At 60.7% G+C, this 15,288-nt stretch carries 20 protein-coding genes; 6 read left to right on the top strand and 14 right to left on the bottom strand.

Translation table 11 applies throughout. The annotated features are described in order from the left end of the window. Window positions 1-33: 33 nt before the first annotated feature. The 7 genes from BMY45_RS15355 to BMY45_RS15325 all read right to left on the bottom strand — a co-directional run bounded on the left by BMY45_RS15355 (window position 34) and on the right by BMY45_RS15325 (window position 6,233). On the bottom strand, window positions 34-213 hold the full coding sequence (locus BMY45_RS15355) for a con-10 family general stress protein (protein WP_092399011.1): 180 nt from the start codon (window positions 211-213) through the stop codon (window positions 34-36). A 129-nt stretch (window positions 214-342) separates the two neighbouring features. Next, window positions 343-906, bottom strand: coding sequence for an ATP-dependent Clp protease proteolytic subunit (locus tag BMY45_RS15350; protein ID WP_092399009.1), 564 nt, complete (start codon window positions 904-906; stop codon window positions 343-345). Window positions 907-1,039: 133 nt separating this feature from the next. Beyond that, entirely contained in the window at window positions 1,040-2,077 is a 1,038-nt protein-coding gene (locus BMY45_RS15345) for a DNA topoisomerase IB (protein ID WP_092399007.1), read from the bottom strand. A gap of 228 nt (window positions 2,078-2,305) precedes the next feature. Continuing rightward, on the bottom strand, window positions 2,306-3,385 hold the full coding sequence (gene modC, locus BMY45_RS15340) for a molybdenum ABC transporter ATP-binding protein (protein WP_092399005.1): 1,080 nt from the start codon (window positions 3,383-3,385) through the stop codon (window positions 2,306-2,308). Window positions 3,386-3,388: 3 nt separating this feature from the next. Next, a complete protein-coding gene (gene modB / locus BMY45_RS15335; RefSeq protein WP_092399003.1) occupies window positions 3,389-4,069 on the bottom strand; it encodes a molybdate ABC transporter permease subunit in 681 nt (226 codons plus the stop codon). Further along, on the bottom strand, window positions 4,070-4,822 hold the full coding sequence (modA, locus tag BMY45_RS15330) for a molybdate ABC transporter substrate-binding protein (RefSeq protein ID WP_092399001.1): 753 nt from the start codon (window positions 4,820-4,822) through the stop codon (window positions 4,070-4,072). A gap of 337 nt (window positions 4,823-5,159) precedes the next feature. Next, window positions 5,160-6,233, bottom strand: coding sequence for an NAD(P)H-dependent flavin oxidoreductase (locus BMY45_RS15325; RefSeq protein WP_092398999.1), 1,074 nt, complete (start codon window positions 6,231-6,233; stop codon window positions 5,160-5,162). 144 nt (window positions 6,234-6,377) lie between these two features. Between BMY45_RS15325 and BMY45_RS15320 the strand changes: the two genes are divergently transcribed. Continuing rightward, window positions 6,378-6,866, top strand: coding sequence for a GyrI-like domain-containing protein (locus tag BMY45_RS15320; protein WP_092398997.1), 489 nt, complete (start codon window positions 6,378-6,380; stop codon window positions 6,864-6,866). Here BMY45_RS15320 and ada read toward each other — a convergent pair. The 5 genes from ada to BMY45_RS15295 all read right to left on the bottom strand — a co-directional run bounded on the left by ada (window position 6,830) and on the right by BMY45_RS15295 (window position 10,145). Next, window positions 6,830-7,903: a bifunctional DNA-binding transcriptional regulator/O6-methylguanine-DNA methyltransferase Ada gene (gene ada, locus BMY45_RS15315; protein WP_092398995.1), complete on the bottom strand. Its 1,074-nt coding sequence runs from the start codon at window positions 7,901-7,903 to the stop codon at window positions 6,830-6,832. The genes BMY45_RS15320 and ada overlap by 37 nt on opposite strands. An 88-nt stretch (window positions 7,904-7,991) precedes the next feature. After that, window positions 7,992-8,672 carry a DNA oxidative demethylase AlkB gene (alkB, locus tag BMY45_RS15310; protein ID WP_371913942.1) on the bottom strand — a complete coding sequence of 227 codons (681 nt, stop codon included), beginning with the start codon at window positions 8,670-8,672 and terminating at the stop codon, window positions 7,992-7,994. Continuing rightward, a complete protein-coding gene (locus BMY45_RS15305) occupies window positions 8,659-9,387 on the bottom strand; it encodes a 2OG-Fe(II) oxygenase (protein WP_092398993.1) in 729 nt (242 codons plus the stop codon). The genes alkB and BMY45_RS15305 overlap by 14 nt, the downstream gene beginning before the upstream one ends. A 258-nt stretch (window positions 9,388-9,645) precedes the next feature. Then, the gene (locus BMY45_RS15300; protein ID WP_143071649.1) at window positions 9,646-9,840 is read right to left on the bottom strand and encodes a hypothetical protein; all 195 of its coding nucleotides are present in this window, start codon (window positions 9,838-9,840) and stop codon (window positions 9,646-9,648) included. Window positions 9,841-9,842: 2 nt separating this feature from the next. Next, entirely contained in the window at window positions 9,843-10,145 is a 303-nt protein-coding gene (locus BMY45_RS15295; protein WP_003182962.1) for a DUF1883 domain-containing protein, read from the bottom strand. 200 nt (window positions 10,146-10,345) lie between these two features. On the opposite strand from BMY45_RS15295, the gene BMY45_RS15290 reads away from it, so the two are divergent. After that, a complete protein-coding gene (locus BMY45_RS15290; RefSeq protein ID WP_092398991.1) occupies window positions 10,346-10,696 on the top strand; it encodes a hypothetical protein in 351 nt (116 codons plus the stop codon). Window positions 10,697-10,805: 109 nt separating this feature from the next. After that, window positions 10,806-11,036 (top strand): hypothetical protein, encoded by a 231-nt coding sequence (locus BMY45_RS15285; RefSeq protein WP_092398989.1) that lies wholly within the window; start codon window positions 10,806-10,808, stop codon window positions 11,034-11,036. Window positions 11,037-11,052: 16 nt separating this feature from the next. On the opposite strand, the gene BMY45_RS15280 is transcribed toward BMY45_RS15285, so the two are convergent. Both BMY45_RS15280 and BMY45_RS15275 read right to left on the bottom strand, forming a co-directional pair. Continuing rightward, window positions 11,053-11,334 carry a hypothetical protein gene (locus BMY45_RS15280; protein WP_047227640.1) on the bottom strand — a complete coding sequence of 94 codons (282 nt, stop codon included), beginning with the start codon at window positions 11,332-11,334 and terminating at the stop codon, window positions 11,053-11,055. 115 nt (window positions 11,335-11,449) lie between these two features. Next, window positions 11,450-11,665 carry a hypothetical protein gene (locus tag BMY45_RS15275; RefSeq protein ID WP_092398987.1) on the bottom strand — a complete coding sequence of 72 codons (216 nt, stop codon included), beginning with the start codon at window positions 11,663-11,665 and terminating at the stop codon, window positions 11,450-11,452. Window positions 11,666-11,898: 233 nt separating this feature from the next. Here BMY45_RS15275 and galU point away from each other — a divergent pair, with 233 nt between their 5' ends. The 3 genes from galU to ahpC all read left to right on the top strand — a co-directional run bounded on the left by galU (window position 11,899) and on the right by ahpC (window position 15,256). After that, entirely contained in the window at window positions 11,899-12,738 is an 840-nt protein-coding gene (galU, locus tag BMY45_RS15270; RefSeq protein ID WP_047227638.1) for a UTP--glucose-1-phosphate uridylyltransferase GalU, read from the top strand. 261 nt (window positions 12,739-12,999) lie between these two features. Beyond that, a complete protein-coding gene (gene gorA / locus BMY45_RS15265) occupies window positions 13,000-14,355 on the top strand; it encodes a glutathione-disulfide reductase (RefSeq protein ID WP_092398985.1) in 1,356 nt (451 codons plus the stop codon). Window positions 14,356-14,692: 337 nt separating this feature from the next. Beyond that, complete coding sequence (gene ahpC / locus BMY45_RS15260; protein WP_047227636.1) at window positions 14,693-15,256, top strand: alkyl hydroperoxide reductase subunit C; 564 nt, start codon at window positions 14,693-14,695, stop codon at window positions 15,254-15,256. The last annotated feature ends 32 nt before the right edge of the window (window positions 15,257-15,288 follow it).

Raw genomic sequence — 15,288 nt, 5'->3', positions numbered from 1 at the left:
CGCAGAAGGCGTGCGCCCCGGCGATTTTCAAGGTTACGATTTTCTGCCCGCGCCTTGGTTGCGGTCAGTTCCTTTGCGGCCCGCTTCAGAGCCTTTCTGACGATCATTTGCAACGTTGCCGCCCGATGCATGGCCGCCTTTCTTGCCGGCTTCCGATGCTTTTTCCCGATCATTTGCGAAGTTGCCTTGGTTTTTGTTTCCACTACTGGCCATTTCGAGCATCCTCATTTTGGTTACGCGAGCAACGAGCCTCGCATAATTTGGGAAAGGAAATGGCCGGCAAAAGTTTAATGAAAACGGTTCGTCAGGTGACGAACGGCGCGAACGGACCAGACGGGGTCGCTAGTCCTCGCCACCACTGATTTTCCAATGCTTGGCATCCGCGGGGAAAACCACTTGCTCGACCCGATGCGCAATGCCGAAGGCCAAAGAGTTTTCGGCCGGGATGACCCGTTCTTCGGCGCAAAGGCATTTGAAAATGTCCAGCTGAGTGGCGGCGCCGGCGGTTTCCTTGACGTAGATTTCCACGTACCGCGCCACGTCGTTGTCCAGGCTGGACAGGTATTCCCGTAAACGCGAGTGATCCACCGACTTCTGGCCGAAATACCAGTTCATCGGGTGAATCAGAAAGCGTGAGTGAGGCGTGGTGGTGCGGTCGCTGGCGGCCAGGTACATGATGATGCCCATGGACTCGATATTGCCGGCATTCACGGCACGCACCGGCACCGGAAGGGATTTGATGAAGGTGTAGAGGGTAAAGCCGAAGTTGGTACTGCCACCGATCGTCGAGAGGTTAAGCATCAGTGAGTCGGCGCCTTTTTCAATAGCATCCAGGCAGTTGTCCCGGAAGCGCTCGGTCGTTCCCTGATCGATCTGGCAATGAAAATGGACAATGTGTTCGGACATTTCAACCTCCTGTCGACTTCCCGTTGAACTGTCTGCGCAGCGGTGGCGCCGTACAGTTGGGAGTTCGCAGGTGCGCGGATGTTCCTCGTGTGTGGCCGGATGTTGGCGTTCGCGCAGGTGTCGTTCGCCGGGCTCAGCACGCTTGGGCAGTCTGGGCCATGCGTTGCAGAAACATCGCCAGCGCGGCTTCCTCCTCGCTGAGGCCTTTGCGGACCCGGGGGTTGGGCAGCTCCCTCAGCGAACCCAGCAGGAAACCCTCCACCACGGCGGGATGGATGTAGCATTTACGACAGACGGAGGGTGTATTGCCCAGTTGCCGGGCAACCTGCCTGACCATCTCGGCGAGGTGTTTTTTGGCCTCGCTCTCGGTTTCCCAGCACAGCAATCGCAGCCCCGCCAGCGCCGCGGCGCTGCCGGCCCAGGTGCGGTAGTCCTTGGCGGTGAAGTCCGCGCCGGTGATGTGCTTGAGGTAGGCGTTGATGTCGGACGAGCTGATGGAGTGGCGTTCGCCGTTATCGTCCAGGTACTGGAACAGGTTCTGCCCGGGAATTTCCTGGCAGCGCTTGATGATCCGCGCCAGACGCCGGTCTTTCACGGTGATCTGGTGTTCGACGCCGCTCTTGCCACGGAACTGGAAGGCAATGGCGCTGCCGTTGACCTCGACGTGCTTGCTGCGCAGGGTGGTCAGACCGTAGGAGCGGTTGTCCCGGGCATACTGGGGGTTGCCGACCCGGATCAGGGTGACGTCCAGCAACGTGATAACCGTGGCCATGACCTTGTCGCGGCTGAATCCGGGTGTGGCCAGGATTTGCTCCAGGCGTTTGCGCAAGCGCGGCAAGGCGCGGCCGAACTCCAGCATGCGGGAGTACTTGTCGGCATCGCGCACTTCGCGCCAGCGTGGGTGGTAGCGGTATTGCTTACGCCCGCGGGCGTCCCGACCGGTGGCCTGGAGATGACCGCGCGGGTCGGTGCAGATCCATACGTCAGTGTAGGCCGGCGGCACGGCCAGGGCGTTGAGGCGCTGGATTTCAGCCGCATCGCTGATCCGCTGGCCCTGGGGGTCGAAATAGCAGAACTTGCCCCGCACCTTCCTGCGGGTAATGCCGGGGGCGGTGTCATCGACATAATGCAGGTCGGCCGGCAACGCATCCGGCGGCGGGGTGTCGGGCATGAAAAAGGTCCTTGGCCACGAATCCGTTGGTCTGTGAAATCATTGACCGCAGGCCGTTGCGGTCGTGCCAAGTTTCTGAGGTCGAGGTCTGAGGTCTGAGGTAGATCACCGAACCTGTGGGAGCGGGCTTGCTCGCGAAGGCGTCGGCACATCAAACAGGGACGGTGCCTGGCCCACCGCCTTCGCGAGCAAGCCCGCTCCCACAAGGGATTTGTGTGGGGCGATGCCCTACGCCAACACCGCCACCGCCTTGATCTGCGCCCACAGCAACTGCCCCGGATGAAGCTCGAGCTGATCGCGGGAGTAACGGGTGATGCGTGCCAATAACGGTGTACCGGCAGCCTCCAGCCGTATCAGCACATGGGCGGCGTTGTCGGCGGCCAGTTCGCTGACCACCGTGACGGGCAGGCGGTTGAGGATGCTGGTCTGGGCATCGTTCGTCAGGCTGAGGCTGACATCACGGGCCTGGACCTTGAAGCGCAGCGGCTGGCCGATGGCCAGGGGTGTATGGGCGACGCGCACATTCAAGAGGCTGTCGGGCAGTGTCAGGGACAGCAATTGATAGGCCGCGTCATAACCGCTGACCTTGCCTTGGACCACCACGCCCGCGTCATCCCCCAACGCCAGCGGCAGGTCGAGTCGCGCCAGTGTTTCGCCGATCGGCCCGCTGGCCAGTACACGACCGGCGTCCAGCAGTACGATGTGGTCGGCCAAGCGCGCCACTTCGTCCTGCGAGTGGCTGACGTACAGCACCGGGATGTCCAACTCGTCGTGCAGGCGTTGCAGGTAGGGCAGGATTTCGTTCTTGCGCCGAGTATCCAAGGCGGCCAACGGCTCGTCCATCAGCAACAGTCGCGGGCTGGTCAACAGGGCGCGGGCGATGCCGACCCGCTGGCGTTCGCCGCCGGACAGGTTGTGTGGCTGTCGATCCAGCAAGTGACCGATGCCCAGCAGCTCGGTGGCCTGGTCCAGGTCCACCCGTCGTTGCGCCGGCGCGATGCGCTTGAGGCCGAACGCCAGGTTGGCCTGCACGGACAGATGCGTGAACAGGCTCGCCTCCTGGAACACGTACCCCAGCGCCCGTTGATGGGGCGGCACGAACACGCCGCGCTCGCTGTCCTGCCAGACTTCGCCGTTGACCTCGATGAAACCGCGGGGCGGCCGTTCCAGCCCGGCGATGCAGCGCAGGCAGGTGGTCTTGCCGGAACCGGACTGGCCGTACAGCGCGCTCACGCCACGGCCCGGCAGTTGCACATCCAGGTCCAGGGAGAAGTCTCCATGGTCGAGCTGAAAACGCGCTTGAATCATCGATCAGCTCCAACCGGCCCGGGTTCTGCGGCTGGAATACAGCGCCAGCAGCACCAGAAATGAGAACACCAGCATTGCCGCCGCCAGCCAGTGAGCCTGGGCGTATTCCAGGGCTTCGACATGGTCGTAAATCTGCACCGACACCACCCGGGTTTTTTCGGGGATATTGCCGCCGATCATCAGCACCACACCGAATTCGCCGACGGTGTGGGCGAAGCCGAGGATTGCCGCAGTGATAAAACCGGGGCGGGCCAAGGGCAGGATGACGCTGAAAAACGTATCCCAGGGACCGGCCCGCAAAGTGGCCGCCACTTCCAGGGGGCGACTGCCGATGGCGGAGAATGCGTTCTGCAATGGCTGCACCACAAACGGCATGGAATAGATCACCGAGCCGATCACCAGTCCGGTGAAACTGAAGGTGAGGGTGCCCAGCCCGACGGCCTGGGTGAATTGGCCGATCCAGCCGTTGGGGCCCAAGGCGAGCAACAGGTAAAAGCCGATCACCGTGGGCGGCAGCACCAACGGCAGGGCCACCACCGCGCCCACCGGCCCGCGCAGCCAGGACTGGGTACGTGACAGCCACAGGGCGATAGGCGTGCCGATCAGCAGCAGGATCACCGTGGTCAGCGACGCCAGTTTCAGGGTCAGCCAGAGGGCGGCGTAATCGGCACTGGTCAGTGGCATTTAGCGTTGATAACCGTAGGCTTGGATGATGGCGGAGGCTTTCGGGCCTTTGAGGTAATCGATGAACGCCGAGGCGGCGGCGTTGTTTCGACCCTTGTTGAGAATCACCGCGTCCTGTTTGATCGGGGCGTGCAGTTGGGCGGGGACGATCCATGCCGAACCGCTGGCCAGCTTGCCGTCCTTGTACACCTGGGACAAGGCCACGAAGCCGAGTTCTGCGTTGCCGGTAGAAACGAACTGATAGGCCTGGGTGATGTTCTGGCCCTCGACGAGCTTGCCTTTGACCTGCCCGGTCAGCCCCAGCTTATCCAGCACCTGGGTCGCGGCCAGACCGTAGGGCGCGGTTTTCGGGTTGGCAATGGACAGGTGCTGGAAGCCATTGCCCTTGAGCACTTGGCCCTGGCTGTCGACATAGCCGGCCTTGGCCGACCACAGCGCCAGCGTGCCGATCGCATAGGTGAAGCGCGAACCCTTGACGGTGTCGCCTTCGCTTTCGAGCCTGGCCGGGGTGGTGTCGTCGGCGGCGAGGAAGACTTCGAACGGGGCGCCGTTCTTGATCTGCGTGTAGAACTGCCCGGTCGCGCCATAGGCCGCCACCAGCGTGTGCCCGGTGTCTTTCGCGAAGCCGGCGGCGATGGCCTGGAGGGGGGCGGTGAAATTGGAGGCTACGGCCACCTGCACCTCATCGGCCTGGACGGTGCTCATGGAAAACAGCGTGGCCAGCAACAGCGGCGCGAAGCGGGTGAAGTGCATGAGGGCTCCGTAAGGTGGGATTCGCTATATACGGAAATATATAGCGAATGACTGGCAAACGGAACGCGGCATTTCGGGAAGTTGGTGTGAGAGGGCTGCCGTCATCGCGAGCAGGCTCGCTCCCACATTGGATCGGTGGCGAACACACATCTTGCTGCCACACCAGAACCCATGTGGGAGCGGGCTTGCTCGCGAAGATGGCGGTACATTCAACATTTCTATTGGCTGACCCACCGCTTTCGCGAGCAAGCCCGCTCCCACAGGTCCAGTGGTGTGCCCAGATGTTGTGTTCGCCACCGATCCAATGTGGGAGCGAGCCTGCTCGCGATGGCGACCGTCAGGACCGCCCACGGCCGTTCAGTTGGACCAGTGCCTCTTCGGCCAAGCGCCGGGTCAGCTCGGCGGTCGACAATTCCCGGCCCATGGCAAATGCCTGCCCGGCCCAGAGATTGCTGAAGTCTGCTTCATCCTTGGCGCGCAACGGCATCAACGCACCGCCCGCCAGGGGGAATGCCGGCGCCATCGGACTCATTGGCCCGATCTCGCGCATCACCCGGTTGACGATGCCCCGGGCCGGTCGACCGGTGAACAGGTTGGTGACTGCGGTTTGACTTTCCTTGGCCGTGCGCAGCGCCCGGTGATGGGACGGGCTGACTTTAGCCTCGGGCGTGAACAGATAGGCGCTGCCCAGTTGTACCGCCGATGCGCCCAGGGCAAACGCCGCGACGATTCCCCGCGCATCGCCAATACCGCCCGCAGCGATCACTGGCACGTTCACCGCATCCACCACCTGTGGCAGCAAGGCAAACAGGCCGACCTGGGTGTTGAGGTCGTCACTGAGAAACATCCCACGATGGCCGCCAGCTTCATAGCCCATGGCGATGATTGCGTCGCAACCGTGCTGTTCCAGCCAGAGGGCTTCCTCGACGGTGGTAGCTGACGACAGGACTTTGGCACCGGTGGCTTTCACCCGGTCCAGCAGGGACTTTTCCGGCAGCCCGAAGTGAAAGCTGACCACTTCAGGCCGCATCTGCTCCAGCACCCGGCACGCTGCATCATCGAACGGCGTGCGGTTGGACACTGGCGTCGGCCCGTCGAAGTCGGCACCCAGCTCTTCGTAGTAGGGCTTGAGGTGTTGCTTCCAGGCCGCGATGCGTTGTTCGTCGAACACGGGTGACTGGTGACAGAAAAAATTCACGTTGAACGGCTTGTCGGTCTGTTCGCTGATCGTCGTCAGCGCCTGACGCAATTGCTCGACATCCAGCATCGCCGCCGGCATCGAACCCAGCCCGCCGGCATTGCAGGCGGCGATCACCATGGCCGGCCCCGTCACTCCGGCCATCGGTCCTTGGATAATGGGCAGCTCGATACCAAGCAGGTCAAGAATGCGAGTGTCTGGCCACTGGCTCATGTACGGGTCTCCGACGGCAGAAGGAAAGAGGGTTTTTAGCAGGTGTGGCCCAGCCAGGGCCAGTCGAGTTTTTCAATCGGATGCGGCAACTTGATCCCAAGAGCGGGTTACCATGCGGGCTTCATTTCTCAAGGAGCCTGACCCATGGACGTCAAACTCAAGGCAGTCGAACCCTTCACCGTGGCCGGCCTGCAGGTACACACGCGCAACGCTGACGAACAGCAACCCGACACGGCACGGATCGGCCCGATGTGGCAGCAGTTCTTCTCTGAAGGGCTGTTCGACAAGATTCCCGCTAGACAGTCGGAGTCGTTTGTTTACGGGGTCTATTCCAGCTACGAATCCGACGCCACCGGGTACTTTGATGTGACGGCCGGGGTACAGGTGGATGCGACCAGCGCAGGCTACGCCGCCGTGGACATCGAGGGCGGGGATTACCTGGTGTTTTCGGCCAAGGGGCCGATGCCCGACTGCGTGATCCAGACCTGGGGCCTGATCTGGGCATATTTCGCGGATAACCCGCAGACGCTGCGCCGCTTCACCACCGATTTCGAGGTCTACAGCAGCCCCGACTCGGTGGCGATCTACATCGGCGTTCAGTCCGCGGACGAGCGCTCCAGCGCCAGCAACTGACGCTTGCGCTCCACGCCCCAGCGATAGCCCGACAGGTTGCCGTCGCTGCGCACCACCCGGTGGCAGGGGATCGCCACCGCCAGACTGTTAGCCCCGCAGGCCTGGGCTACGGCGCGCACGGCTTTAGGCATGCCGATGCGCTGGGCGATCTCGGCGTAGCTGGCGGTGCTGCCTGGCGGAATATCCCGCAGGGCTTGCCAGACCCGTTCCTGGAACGCCGTGCCTTGCAGGTCCAGCGGCAGGTCCAGGCCCAGGGCCGGTGCCTCGATAAAGCCCACCACTTGGGCGATCAACTGCTCGAAGTCGCGGTCGGCTCCGATCAGGTTGGCGCGGCGGAATTTGTCTTGCAGGTCCCGCACCAGTGCGTCCGGATCATCCCCCAGCAGGATCGCGCACACCCCGCGTTCGCTTTGCGCCACCAGAATCGCCCCCAGGGAGCATTGGCCGACGGCGAAGCGGATATCGGTGTTCTGCCCGGCGGCGCGGTAATCGGCGGGTTTCATGCCCAGCACTTTGTCGGCGGCTTCATAGAAGCGACTGTTGGAATTGAAGCCGGCGTCGTACAGCGCTGCGGTGATCGATCCGCCATCGCTCAGGCGTTCGCGCACCTTGCGCGAGCGGTGGGCGGCGGCATAACCCTTGGGTGTCAGACCGGTGACGGCCTTGAACACCCGGTGAAAATGAAAGGGACTCAAGCCTGCGCTTTGCGCCAGCTCATTGAGCCCAGGCAGTTCTTCGGCAGCCTCGATCTGCCGGCAGGCGGCCGCGACCCGGGCCGCTTGTTGGGCGGCAATCTGGGTCTGGTCCCTGGCCACGCGCTTGCTGGGACGATACCCCGCGGCCTGGGCCTGTTCCGGCGTGTCGAAAAATTCCACGTTACGCGGATTGGGCAGGCGCGACAGGCTGCTGGGGTGGCAATAGATGCCGGTGGTTTTCACGCCATAGACGAATTGCCCATCGGCGCGCGGATCCCGGGCGAGCACGGCGGCCCAGCGAGGATCCTGTTCAGCGGTGAGGGTGTTCGAAGTGCTGTTCATGGTCGTTATGTCCATTGGCCCGTTTTGGCTACAGTAGCGAGCCTGGGGAGCGGCGACACTCCGGGTCTTGCGGTTGAATTCTGCGCCTTCATCCGGCGGTGCGAAATGTCAGGTTGATCCGCTGGGCGCCCAGCGTCGGATGCTGGCCTTGCTTGAGCGGCAGCACGCCGTGATAACGCAACCGGTCCACGCCGCCCCAGACCACGATGTCGCCATGGAACAACGGGACGCGCAGACTTTTGTCGCTGCGCTCGAAGCCGCCGAATTGAAACACTGCCGGCAAGCCCAGGGACATCGAGACGATAGGGGCGGTGAGTTGGCGTTCGTTCTTGTCTTGATGCAAAGACATCCGTGCGCCGGGCACGTAGCGGTTGATCAGGCAGGAATCCGGCTCGAAGTGCTCGAACTGCACCTGTCGGGCAGCGGCCTGGGCCAGCTCGCGAAACACCGCTGGCATGTCGGGCCAGGGTTGGCCGGTCTGTGGGTCATGGGCCGTGTAACGGTAGCCACTGCGATCGGTGGTCCAGCCCAGCGCGCCGCAACTGCTCAAGGCCACTGACATGGTAAAACCGCCAGGCGTGACCATCTGCCGGAACGGCGCGGCCAGCAACACCGCTTCCAGGGCCGGCAGCAAACGCTCGAGCCAGGGCAGGGCAAAACCGCGCAACACAAACGATTGCTCACCGATCTGTTCGGTCAGGCTGGGTGTCGTCGGCGTCTCGTCGGCGAACAGATCCAGCGTGATAGGGGTGTCATCATTGCGCATCATGAAAAATGATTCCAAGTGTATGCCGGCTGCCGCTGTGCACGCGGCTGACGCCATGGCGCATGTTCACTCGATAATAACCGCGAACGCCTTTGACCGGCCGCTGATGCACCGCGAACACCAGCGCATCGCCCTGTTTCAGATCGATGACCTGCGCACGTGACTGCATGCGCGGGCGCTGCTCGGTCAGCACGAACTCACCACCGCTGAAGTCCCGCCCCGGTTCCGACAACAGAATCGCCACCTGCAACGGGAACACGTGCTCGCCGTACAGATCCTGATGCAGGCAGTTGTAATCCTGGGGGCCGTATTGCAGCAACAACGGCGTAGGACGCCGCTGCCCGGCGGCGTGACAGCGCTGAATAAAGTCGGCGTGCTGGTCGGGGTAGCGCACTTCAAGGCCCATGCATTCATTCCAGCGGTTCGCCAGCGGCACCAGCGCCGGGTACAACGACTGTCGCAATTGCTCGACGACATCGGGCAGCGGATAGCGAAAATACTGATACTCCCCGCGCCCGAATCCGTGGCGGGCCATGATCACCTTCGAGCGGAAAAGGTCGGGTTCGGCGTATAGGCCACTGAGCATTTTGCATGGCCTGGCCGTGACCAGGTTGCGGATGATTGCGCTCCCGTCCTGGTCGAGGTTTTGTTCCAGGGCAGACCAATCGTGGGTGCTTATTTGTTGGGCAAGTGAGAGGCAGAGCGCAGTGGCAGACATGATCACTAATCCTGGCAGAGAGGATTGATCAGTCTGGCAAAGGCTTCGTGGGCTGGCACTCTGGATCTTGCGGTGTCAGAACCCAAGCGTGGGCGCGCATCCTTTGTGGCGAGGGGATTTATCCCCGCTGGGCTGCGAAGCGGCCCCAGGACAAGCGCCGCGATGCAATTGGGTTGATCCTGCCAGCCGGTTTACGACTGCTGCGCAGCCGAGCGGGGATAAATCCCCTCGTCACATAAACCGCAGCAGCAGAGGTTTTTACAGTGCTTTACTGACTTTGACGTCGCTGATCACATCATCGGTCTGGCCATGCATCGCCTGCAGCGCCGCCATGGCTTCGTCCATTGTACCGGTTTGCAGTTGCGCGAATTCGAAGCGGCGTTCGCCGTTGAGCTTGTACTTGATGACGTATTTGGTTGTCTGGGCCACGGTTTTGCCTGTCTTGAAGGGCATGCTCAGCTCAGTTTCGAGCTGGAACGCCGGATGATTTTGATTTTGTGGGTCAGGGTCGGCTTGCGCGTGACGCTGATGGCACGGCGGTTGACGGTGTCGATGGTGATGTTCCAGAAACCGGTGCTCGGTGCGGTGATCCTGGCCGGGAACGTGTCGAACGCGCCGCCGTGATAGGTGTGCCGGCCGCCGTTCTTGAAGCTGCGGAAGTTGGCGTCGTTCATCAAACGGATGTTGCACATTTGCGAGCATTCGATGACGACGATATCGTCTTCGTTGAGGTGCTCGCGCTGGTGAATGAATTTCATGGGCGCCTCCAAAAGGGCTTTTTCTACCAAATCAAAACGATAGCAAGGTCAATGCTGCGCAGTTTATCAGCACCGGGTGCTAATATCCGGCCTGCGCGCCACGCTTTGTTCATTTATCGCAGGACGCGCAAAAAAAACACGCAGGACCCTGGAGAAAAGCAGCGTTTACATTGTCGGAGGATCTTTATCGGAGGAATCATATGAAGCGCAGCGTGTGGGTGTTGGCATTGGCCATGAGTGGATGTGCATCGGTATCGGACATCAACCAGACACCGCCCACCATGAATGTCATCTCCGGAAAGAAGCCTCAGGAATATGCCAAGTGCGTCGCTGACAAGCTGGCCAGCACCCGGGGGCCGCTGCAAATGGAACCGAACAAGAATGGCGTGCGCTTGATCGTCCCCGGCAAATTGTCGACGCTGCCGGCGGCGGTGTTCGACATTGATGAGCGCTCCAGTGGCAGCAGTATCAAGCTGCACGAAAGTCTGTCCAACGTGCCCGTACGTCCAGGTGATGTGCAGGACGCGGCCAACGCCTGCATTTCCGGTTGAGCCAGGGCTCGGCCTGACGGGCAGGCCGGGCATCGGATAAACTGCTGCCCTCGACAAAAAATGCCGCCACGGTCGACGTTGGCGGCATTGTCATTTATGGAGCCAGTCGATGAAGCGCGAGCAGGTGCGTGAGCGCCATGCAGAAGGTCTTATCTGCGCCACCCATGTGATTCAGAACCCGGCGAACCCGGGGGAGTGGATCGTCTTTTTCAAGAAAAGCGCAGGACGCAGCTTTTTTCTGGTGGATGATCAGGACGAAGTTGAGTCCTTCAGCCGTCTCGACGACCTGATCGAGATCATCCGCGGCCTGGGGATCAAGTTCGCCGAGATTCACATCTGAGTGTCAGGCCACCGGGTTATTTACACACCACTAGGACGCTGCGGCTGGTGAAGTTGCCGACATCGACACCCAGGGTCTTGTCGCTTTCCTTAGCTTGCGGCGTGCCATCGGTACCCACGATGCGGTAGCCGGTGCCGGCACAGGAGGCGTCGGCCTTTTCATAACAGGTGGCCCAGGAGTTCGCTTCGCCCGAGCAATCGATGGTCAGGCCTTGTTCGCCGGTGTTCAGGTAGGTTTTTTCGGCCGTGGCACAGCCTGCCAGGGCCAGGACTGCAAACAGCGCCAGAAATTTTTTCATGGAATCGTCATCGAGAAGGAAGGGGCTGGCGCGAGGTTATAGCGAATGGCCATTTCGGTACAGATAAACAAAGCCTCGTTCCATGCCAGACGACATTTACTTGAGGCTTGTCTCGTTACTTTTTACGACGGGGGCTGCGCGCTGGAGCTGTTTCACGCTCTTTGGCTGCCGGGGCAGCGCGCTCGTCCTGAAACACAGCGGCCACTTCCACCGCCATCGCTTTGCTGGGCAAGGGGCCGGCGACCTGTTCACCGTGGTAGTTGATGATCCACCACTGACCGTCTTTGTCCTGGCTGACCGAATAACCGTTTGCGTTTTTTGTTGCCGACATCTAGCTGCCTCATTGGCGGGATCAAGAGCGCCATGATACGTCAAATGCTCGCAAACAGCGCCCATGAGCGTACAGTGAGACCGCCTGGCCGTCGCAATGAAAGATGATTGAACTATCCGCCATTTTTTATTTCTCTATGATGGCATCGATTGGCCAGCCTGGGCATTGTAAGGTGCCTGTGGCCTGATTAGACTGCGCCGAAACTCGTACATACCGCCTTTTCAAGGACTTATATGATCAAGAAATGCTTGTTCCCAGCAGCCGGTTACGGTACTCGCTTCCTGCCAGCGACTAAAGCCATGCCTAAAGAAATGCTGCCGGTGGTGAACAAGCCACTGATCCAGTACGGCGTCGAAGAAGCCCTTGCTGCGGGCTTGACGGAAATCTCCATCGTCACTGGCCGCGGCAAGCGCGCCCTGGAAGACCATTTCGACATCAGCTACGAGCTGGAAAACCAGATCAAGGGCACCGACAAAGAGAAGTACTTGGTCGGCATCCGCAAACTGCTGGACGAATGTTCGTTCTCCTACACCCGCCAGACCGAAATGAAAGGCCTGGGCCACGCGATCCTGACCGGCCGCCCACTGATCGGTGACGAACCCTTCGCCGTGGTCCTGGCGGACGACCTGTGCGTCAACCTCGAAGGCGACGGCGTGTTGACCCAGATGGTCAAACTGTACAAGCAGTTCCGCTGCTCCATCGTGGCGATCCAGGAAGTCGATCCGCAGGAAACCAACAAGTACGGCGTAATCGCCGGCGAAATGATCCGTGACGACATCTACCGCGTTCACAGCATGGTTGAAAAACCAAAGCCTGAAGATGCACCGTCGAACCTGGCGATCATCGGTCGTTACATCCTGACCCCGGACATCTTCGACCTGATCGAACAGACCGAGCCAGGCAAGGGCGGTGAAATCCAGATCACCGACGCCCTGATGAAGCAGGCCCAGAACGGCTGCGTCATGGCCTACAAATTCAAAGGCAAGCGTTTCGACTGCGGTGGCGCCGAAGGCTACATCGACGCGACCAACTTCTGCTTCGAGAATTTCTACAAGACCGGCAAGGCTTACTGATCGCCTGCGCCGCCCCTTGAAAAACGCCCCGACTGGTTCGGGGCGTTTTTTTGTCTGGAAATCAAACCCGCATGGCTGTGTAGGAGCTGTCGAGCGAAGCGAGGCTACGATCTTTTCACCGCCCATTGAGTCGAGAGCGAAAGAGCAAGATCAAAAGATCGCAGGCTTCGCCAGCTCCTACACAGCCGAGCGGGAGCAAGCTCCCTCGCCACAGAGATGAAAACAGCAGGTATGCTGATGGCCTGCCGAAGGAGATAGAAAATGGCCTACGATTTTGACTTGTATGTGATTGGCGCCGGTTCCGGCGGTGTGCGGGCTGCGCGGTTCGCGGCCGGTTTCGGGGCCAAGGTGGCCGTGGCGGAGAGCCGCTACCTGGGCGGTACCTGCGTGAACGTGGGGTGTGTGCCGAAGAAACTGCTGGTCTACGGTGCGCATTATGCCGAGGACCTCGAGCAAGCGTCGGCCTATGGCTGGACGACGGGAGAGGCAAGTTTCGACTGGGCCACGCTGATCGCCAACAAGGATCGGGAAATCAATCGCCTCAACGGGATTTACCGCAACCTGCTGGTCAACAGCGGCGTGGTGTTGCATGAGGGCCACGCCAGGCTCACCGGGCCCCATGAGGTCGAGATCAACGGCCAGCGTTACACCGCCGAACACATCATGATCGCCACCGGTGGCTGGCCGGTGATACCGGATATCCCGGGCCGTGAACACGCCATCAGCTCCAACGAGGCGTTCTTTCTCAAGGAACTGCCCAAGCGCGTCATCGTGGTGGGCGGTGGCTACATTGCCGTGGAGTTCGCCGGGATTTTCCATGGCATGGGCGCGCAGACGTCGTTGCTGTACCGCGGTGAGTTGTTCCTGCGCGGCTTTGATGGTGCGGTACGCAAGCATCTGGCCGAAGAACTGAGCCGTCGTGGTCTGGATCTGCAATTCAACGCGGACATCAAGCGCATCGAAAAACTGGACGATGGCAGCCTGGAGGTAGAGCTCAAGGATGGTTGCATACTGGCCACCGATTGCGTTTTCTACGCCACCGGCCGGCGGCCGATGCTCGACAATCTCGGCCTTGAACACACCGGTGTCACGCTGGACGAGAAGGGCTTTATCAAGGTCAACGAAAAGTACGAGACCGCCGAGCCATCGATCCTGGCCATTGGCGATGTCATCGGTCGTGTACAACTCACTCCCGTTGCCCTGGCTGAAGGCATGGCGGTGGCGCGGCGGTTGTTCAAGCCCGAGCAGTATCGCCTGGTGGATTACCGGATGATCCCCACGGCGGTGTTCAGCTTGCCGAATATTGGCACGGTGGGCCTGACCGAAGAGCAGGCCAGGGAGGAGGGGCATGACGTTCAGGTTTTCGAAAGCCGCTTCCGCCCGATGAAACTGACCCTCACCGACTGCCAGGAGCGCACGTTGATGAAGCTGGTGGTGGATGCCCGCACGGACAAAGTGCTGGGCTGCCACATGGTCGGGCCGGATGCCGGGGAAATCGTCCAGGGGCTTGCCATCGCGCTCAAGGCGGGCGCCACCAAGCGTGATTTCGACGAGACCATCGGCGTACACCCGACTGCCGCCGAGGAATTCGTCACGATGCGAACCCCAACCGCCTGACACTGCAGGAGCTATGCAGAAGCTATGCAGAAGCTATGCAGAAGCTATGCAGAAGCTATGCAGGAGCCTGCGAGAACTGTGTGTAGGAGCTGACGAGAGCAACGAGGCTGCGATCTTTCCCCAGCCCATTGAGTCCCAAGCGAACCCCAACAGCTCCAACGCAAGATCAAGATCAAAAGATCGCAGGCTTCGCCAGCTCCTACAGATTTTTTCTATCTATATAGATTCCTGATAGCCAAAACCAATCATTCACATGAGGTTTGCCAATGAGCCTGCCGGGGGATGAGTGGTTAAGATTCACGCCATCAACTTTTCAACCCCTGACGGAGAGTCATAGATGCCTATCATCAACAGCCAAGTTAAACCGTTCAACGCTACCGCTTTCAAAAACGGCGAGTTCGTCCAGGTTTCGGATGCCGACCTGAAAGGCAAGTGGTCCGTGGTGTTCTTCTACCCGGCCGACTTCACCTTCGTTTGCCCAACCGAGCTGGAAGACCTGGCCGACAACTACGCTGAATTCAAGAAGCTGGGTGTCGAAATCTACAGCGTCTCCACCGACACTCACTTTGCTCACGCTGCCTGGCACAACACCTCGCCAGCCATTGGCAAGATCCAGTACACCATGATCGGTGACCCGACCCACGTCATCTCCCGCAACTTCGACGTGCTGATCGAAGAAGTTGGCCTGGCTGACCGCGGTACTTTCGTGATCAACCCTGAAGGTCAGATCAAGATCGTTGAAATCAACGACGGTGGTGTAGGCCGTGACGCTTCCGAGCTGCTGCGCAAGGTCAAGGCTGCTCAGTACGTTGCCGCTCACCCGGGCGAAGTCTGCCCAGCCAAGTGGAAAGAAGGCGAGGCCACTCTGGCTCCGTCCCTGGACCTGGTCGGCAAGATCTAAGTCTGTGAGTCATCCGAGGGCGATCCGCTCTT

Origin of the sequence: Pseudomonas sp. NFACC39-1 (assembly GCF_900110355.1) — a bacterium.
GTDB lineage: Bacteria > Pseudomonadota > Gammaproteobacteria > Pseudomonadales > Pseudomonadaceae > Aquipseudomonas > Aquipseudomonas tehranensis.
Note: the sequence above shows the minus strand (reverse complement) of the source record. Positions and strands in the feature narration are given on the sequence as shown.

Excerpts from the sequence above, each read along its gene's own strand:
- BMY45_RS15355 (WP_092399011.1), bottom strand. The coding sequence starts at position 213 with ATGGCCAGTAGTGGAAACAAAAACCAAGGCAACTTCGCAAATGATCGG.
- BMY45_RS15350 (WP_092399009.1), bottom strand. The coding sequence starts at position 906 with ATGTCCGAACACATTGTCCATTTTCATTGCCAGATCGATCAGGGAACG.
- BMY45_RS15345 (WP_092399007.1), bottom strand. The coding sequence starts at position 2,077 with ATGCCCGACACCCCGCCGCCGGATGCGTTGCCGGCCGACCTGCATTAT.
- modC (WP_092399005.1), bottom strand. The coding sequence starts at position 3,385 with ATGATTCAAGCGCGTTTTCAGCTCGACCATGGAGACTTCTCCCTGGAC.
- modB (WP_092399003.1), bottom strand. The coding sequence starts at position 4,069 with ATGCCACTGACCAGTGCCGATTACGCCGCCCTCTGGCTGACCCTGAAA.
- modA (WP_092399001.1), bottom strand. The coding sequence starts at position 4,822 with ATGCACTTCACCCGCTTCGCGCCGCTGTTGCTGGCCACGCTGTTTTCC.
- BMY45_RS15325 (WP_092398999.1), bottom strand. The coding sequence starts at position 6,233 with ATGAGCCAGTGGCCAGACACTCGCATTCTTGACCTGCTTGGTATCGAG.
- BMY45_RS15320 (WP_092398997.1), top strand. The coding sequence starts at position 6,378 with ATGGACGTCAAACTCAAGGCAGTCGAACCCTTCACCGTGGCCGGCCTG.
- ada (WP_092398995.1), bottom strand. The coding sequence starts at position 7,903 with ATGAACAGCACTTCGAACACCCTCACCGCTGAACAGGATCCTCGCTGG.
- alkB (WP_371913942.1), bottom strand. The coding sequence starts at position 8,672 with ATGATGCGCAATGATGACACCCCTATCACGCTGGATCTGTTCGCCGAC.
- BMY45_RS15305 (WP_092398993.1), bottom strand. The coding sequence starts at position 9,387 with ATGTCTGCCACTGCGCTCTGCCTCTCACTTGCCCAACAAATAAGCACC.
- BMY45_RS15300 (WP_143071649.1), bottom strand. The coding sequence starts at position 9,840 with ATGCCCTTCAAGACAGGCAAAACCGTGGCCCAGACAACCAAATACGTC.
- BMY45_RS15295 (WP_003182962.1), bottom strand. The coding sequence starts at position 10,145 with ATGAAATTCATTCACCAGCGCGAGCACCTCAACGAAGACGATATCGTC.
- BMY45_RS15290 (WP_092398991.1), top strand. The coding sequence starts at position 10,346 with ATGAAGCGCAGCGTGTGGGTGTTGGCATTGGCCATGAGTGGATGTGCA.
- BMY45_RS15285 (WP_092398989.1), top strand. The coding sequence starts at position 10,806 with ATGAAGCGCGAGCAGGTGCGTGAGCGCCATGCAGAAGGTCTTATCTGC.
- BMY45_RS15280 (WP_047227640.1), bottom strand. The coding sequence starts at position 11,334 with ATGAAAAAATTTCTGGCGCTGTTTGCAGTCCTGGCCCTGGCAGGCTGT.
- BMY45_RS15275 (WP_092398987.1), bottom strand. The coding sequence starts at position 11,665 with ATGTCGGCAACAAAAAACGCAAACGGTTATTCGGTCAGCCAGGACAAA.
- galU (WP_047227638.1), top strand. The coding sequence starts at position 11,899 with ATGATCAAGAAATGCTTGTTCCCAGCAGCCGGTTACGGTACTCGCTTC.
- gorA (WP_092398985.1), top strand. The coding sequence starts at position 13,000 with ATGGCCTACGATTTTGACTTGTATGTGATTGGCGCCGGTTCCGGCGGT.
- ahpC (WP_047227636.1), top strand. The coding sequence starts at position 14,693 with ATGCCTATCATCAACAGCCAAGTTAAACCGTTCAACGCTACCGCTTTC.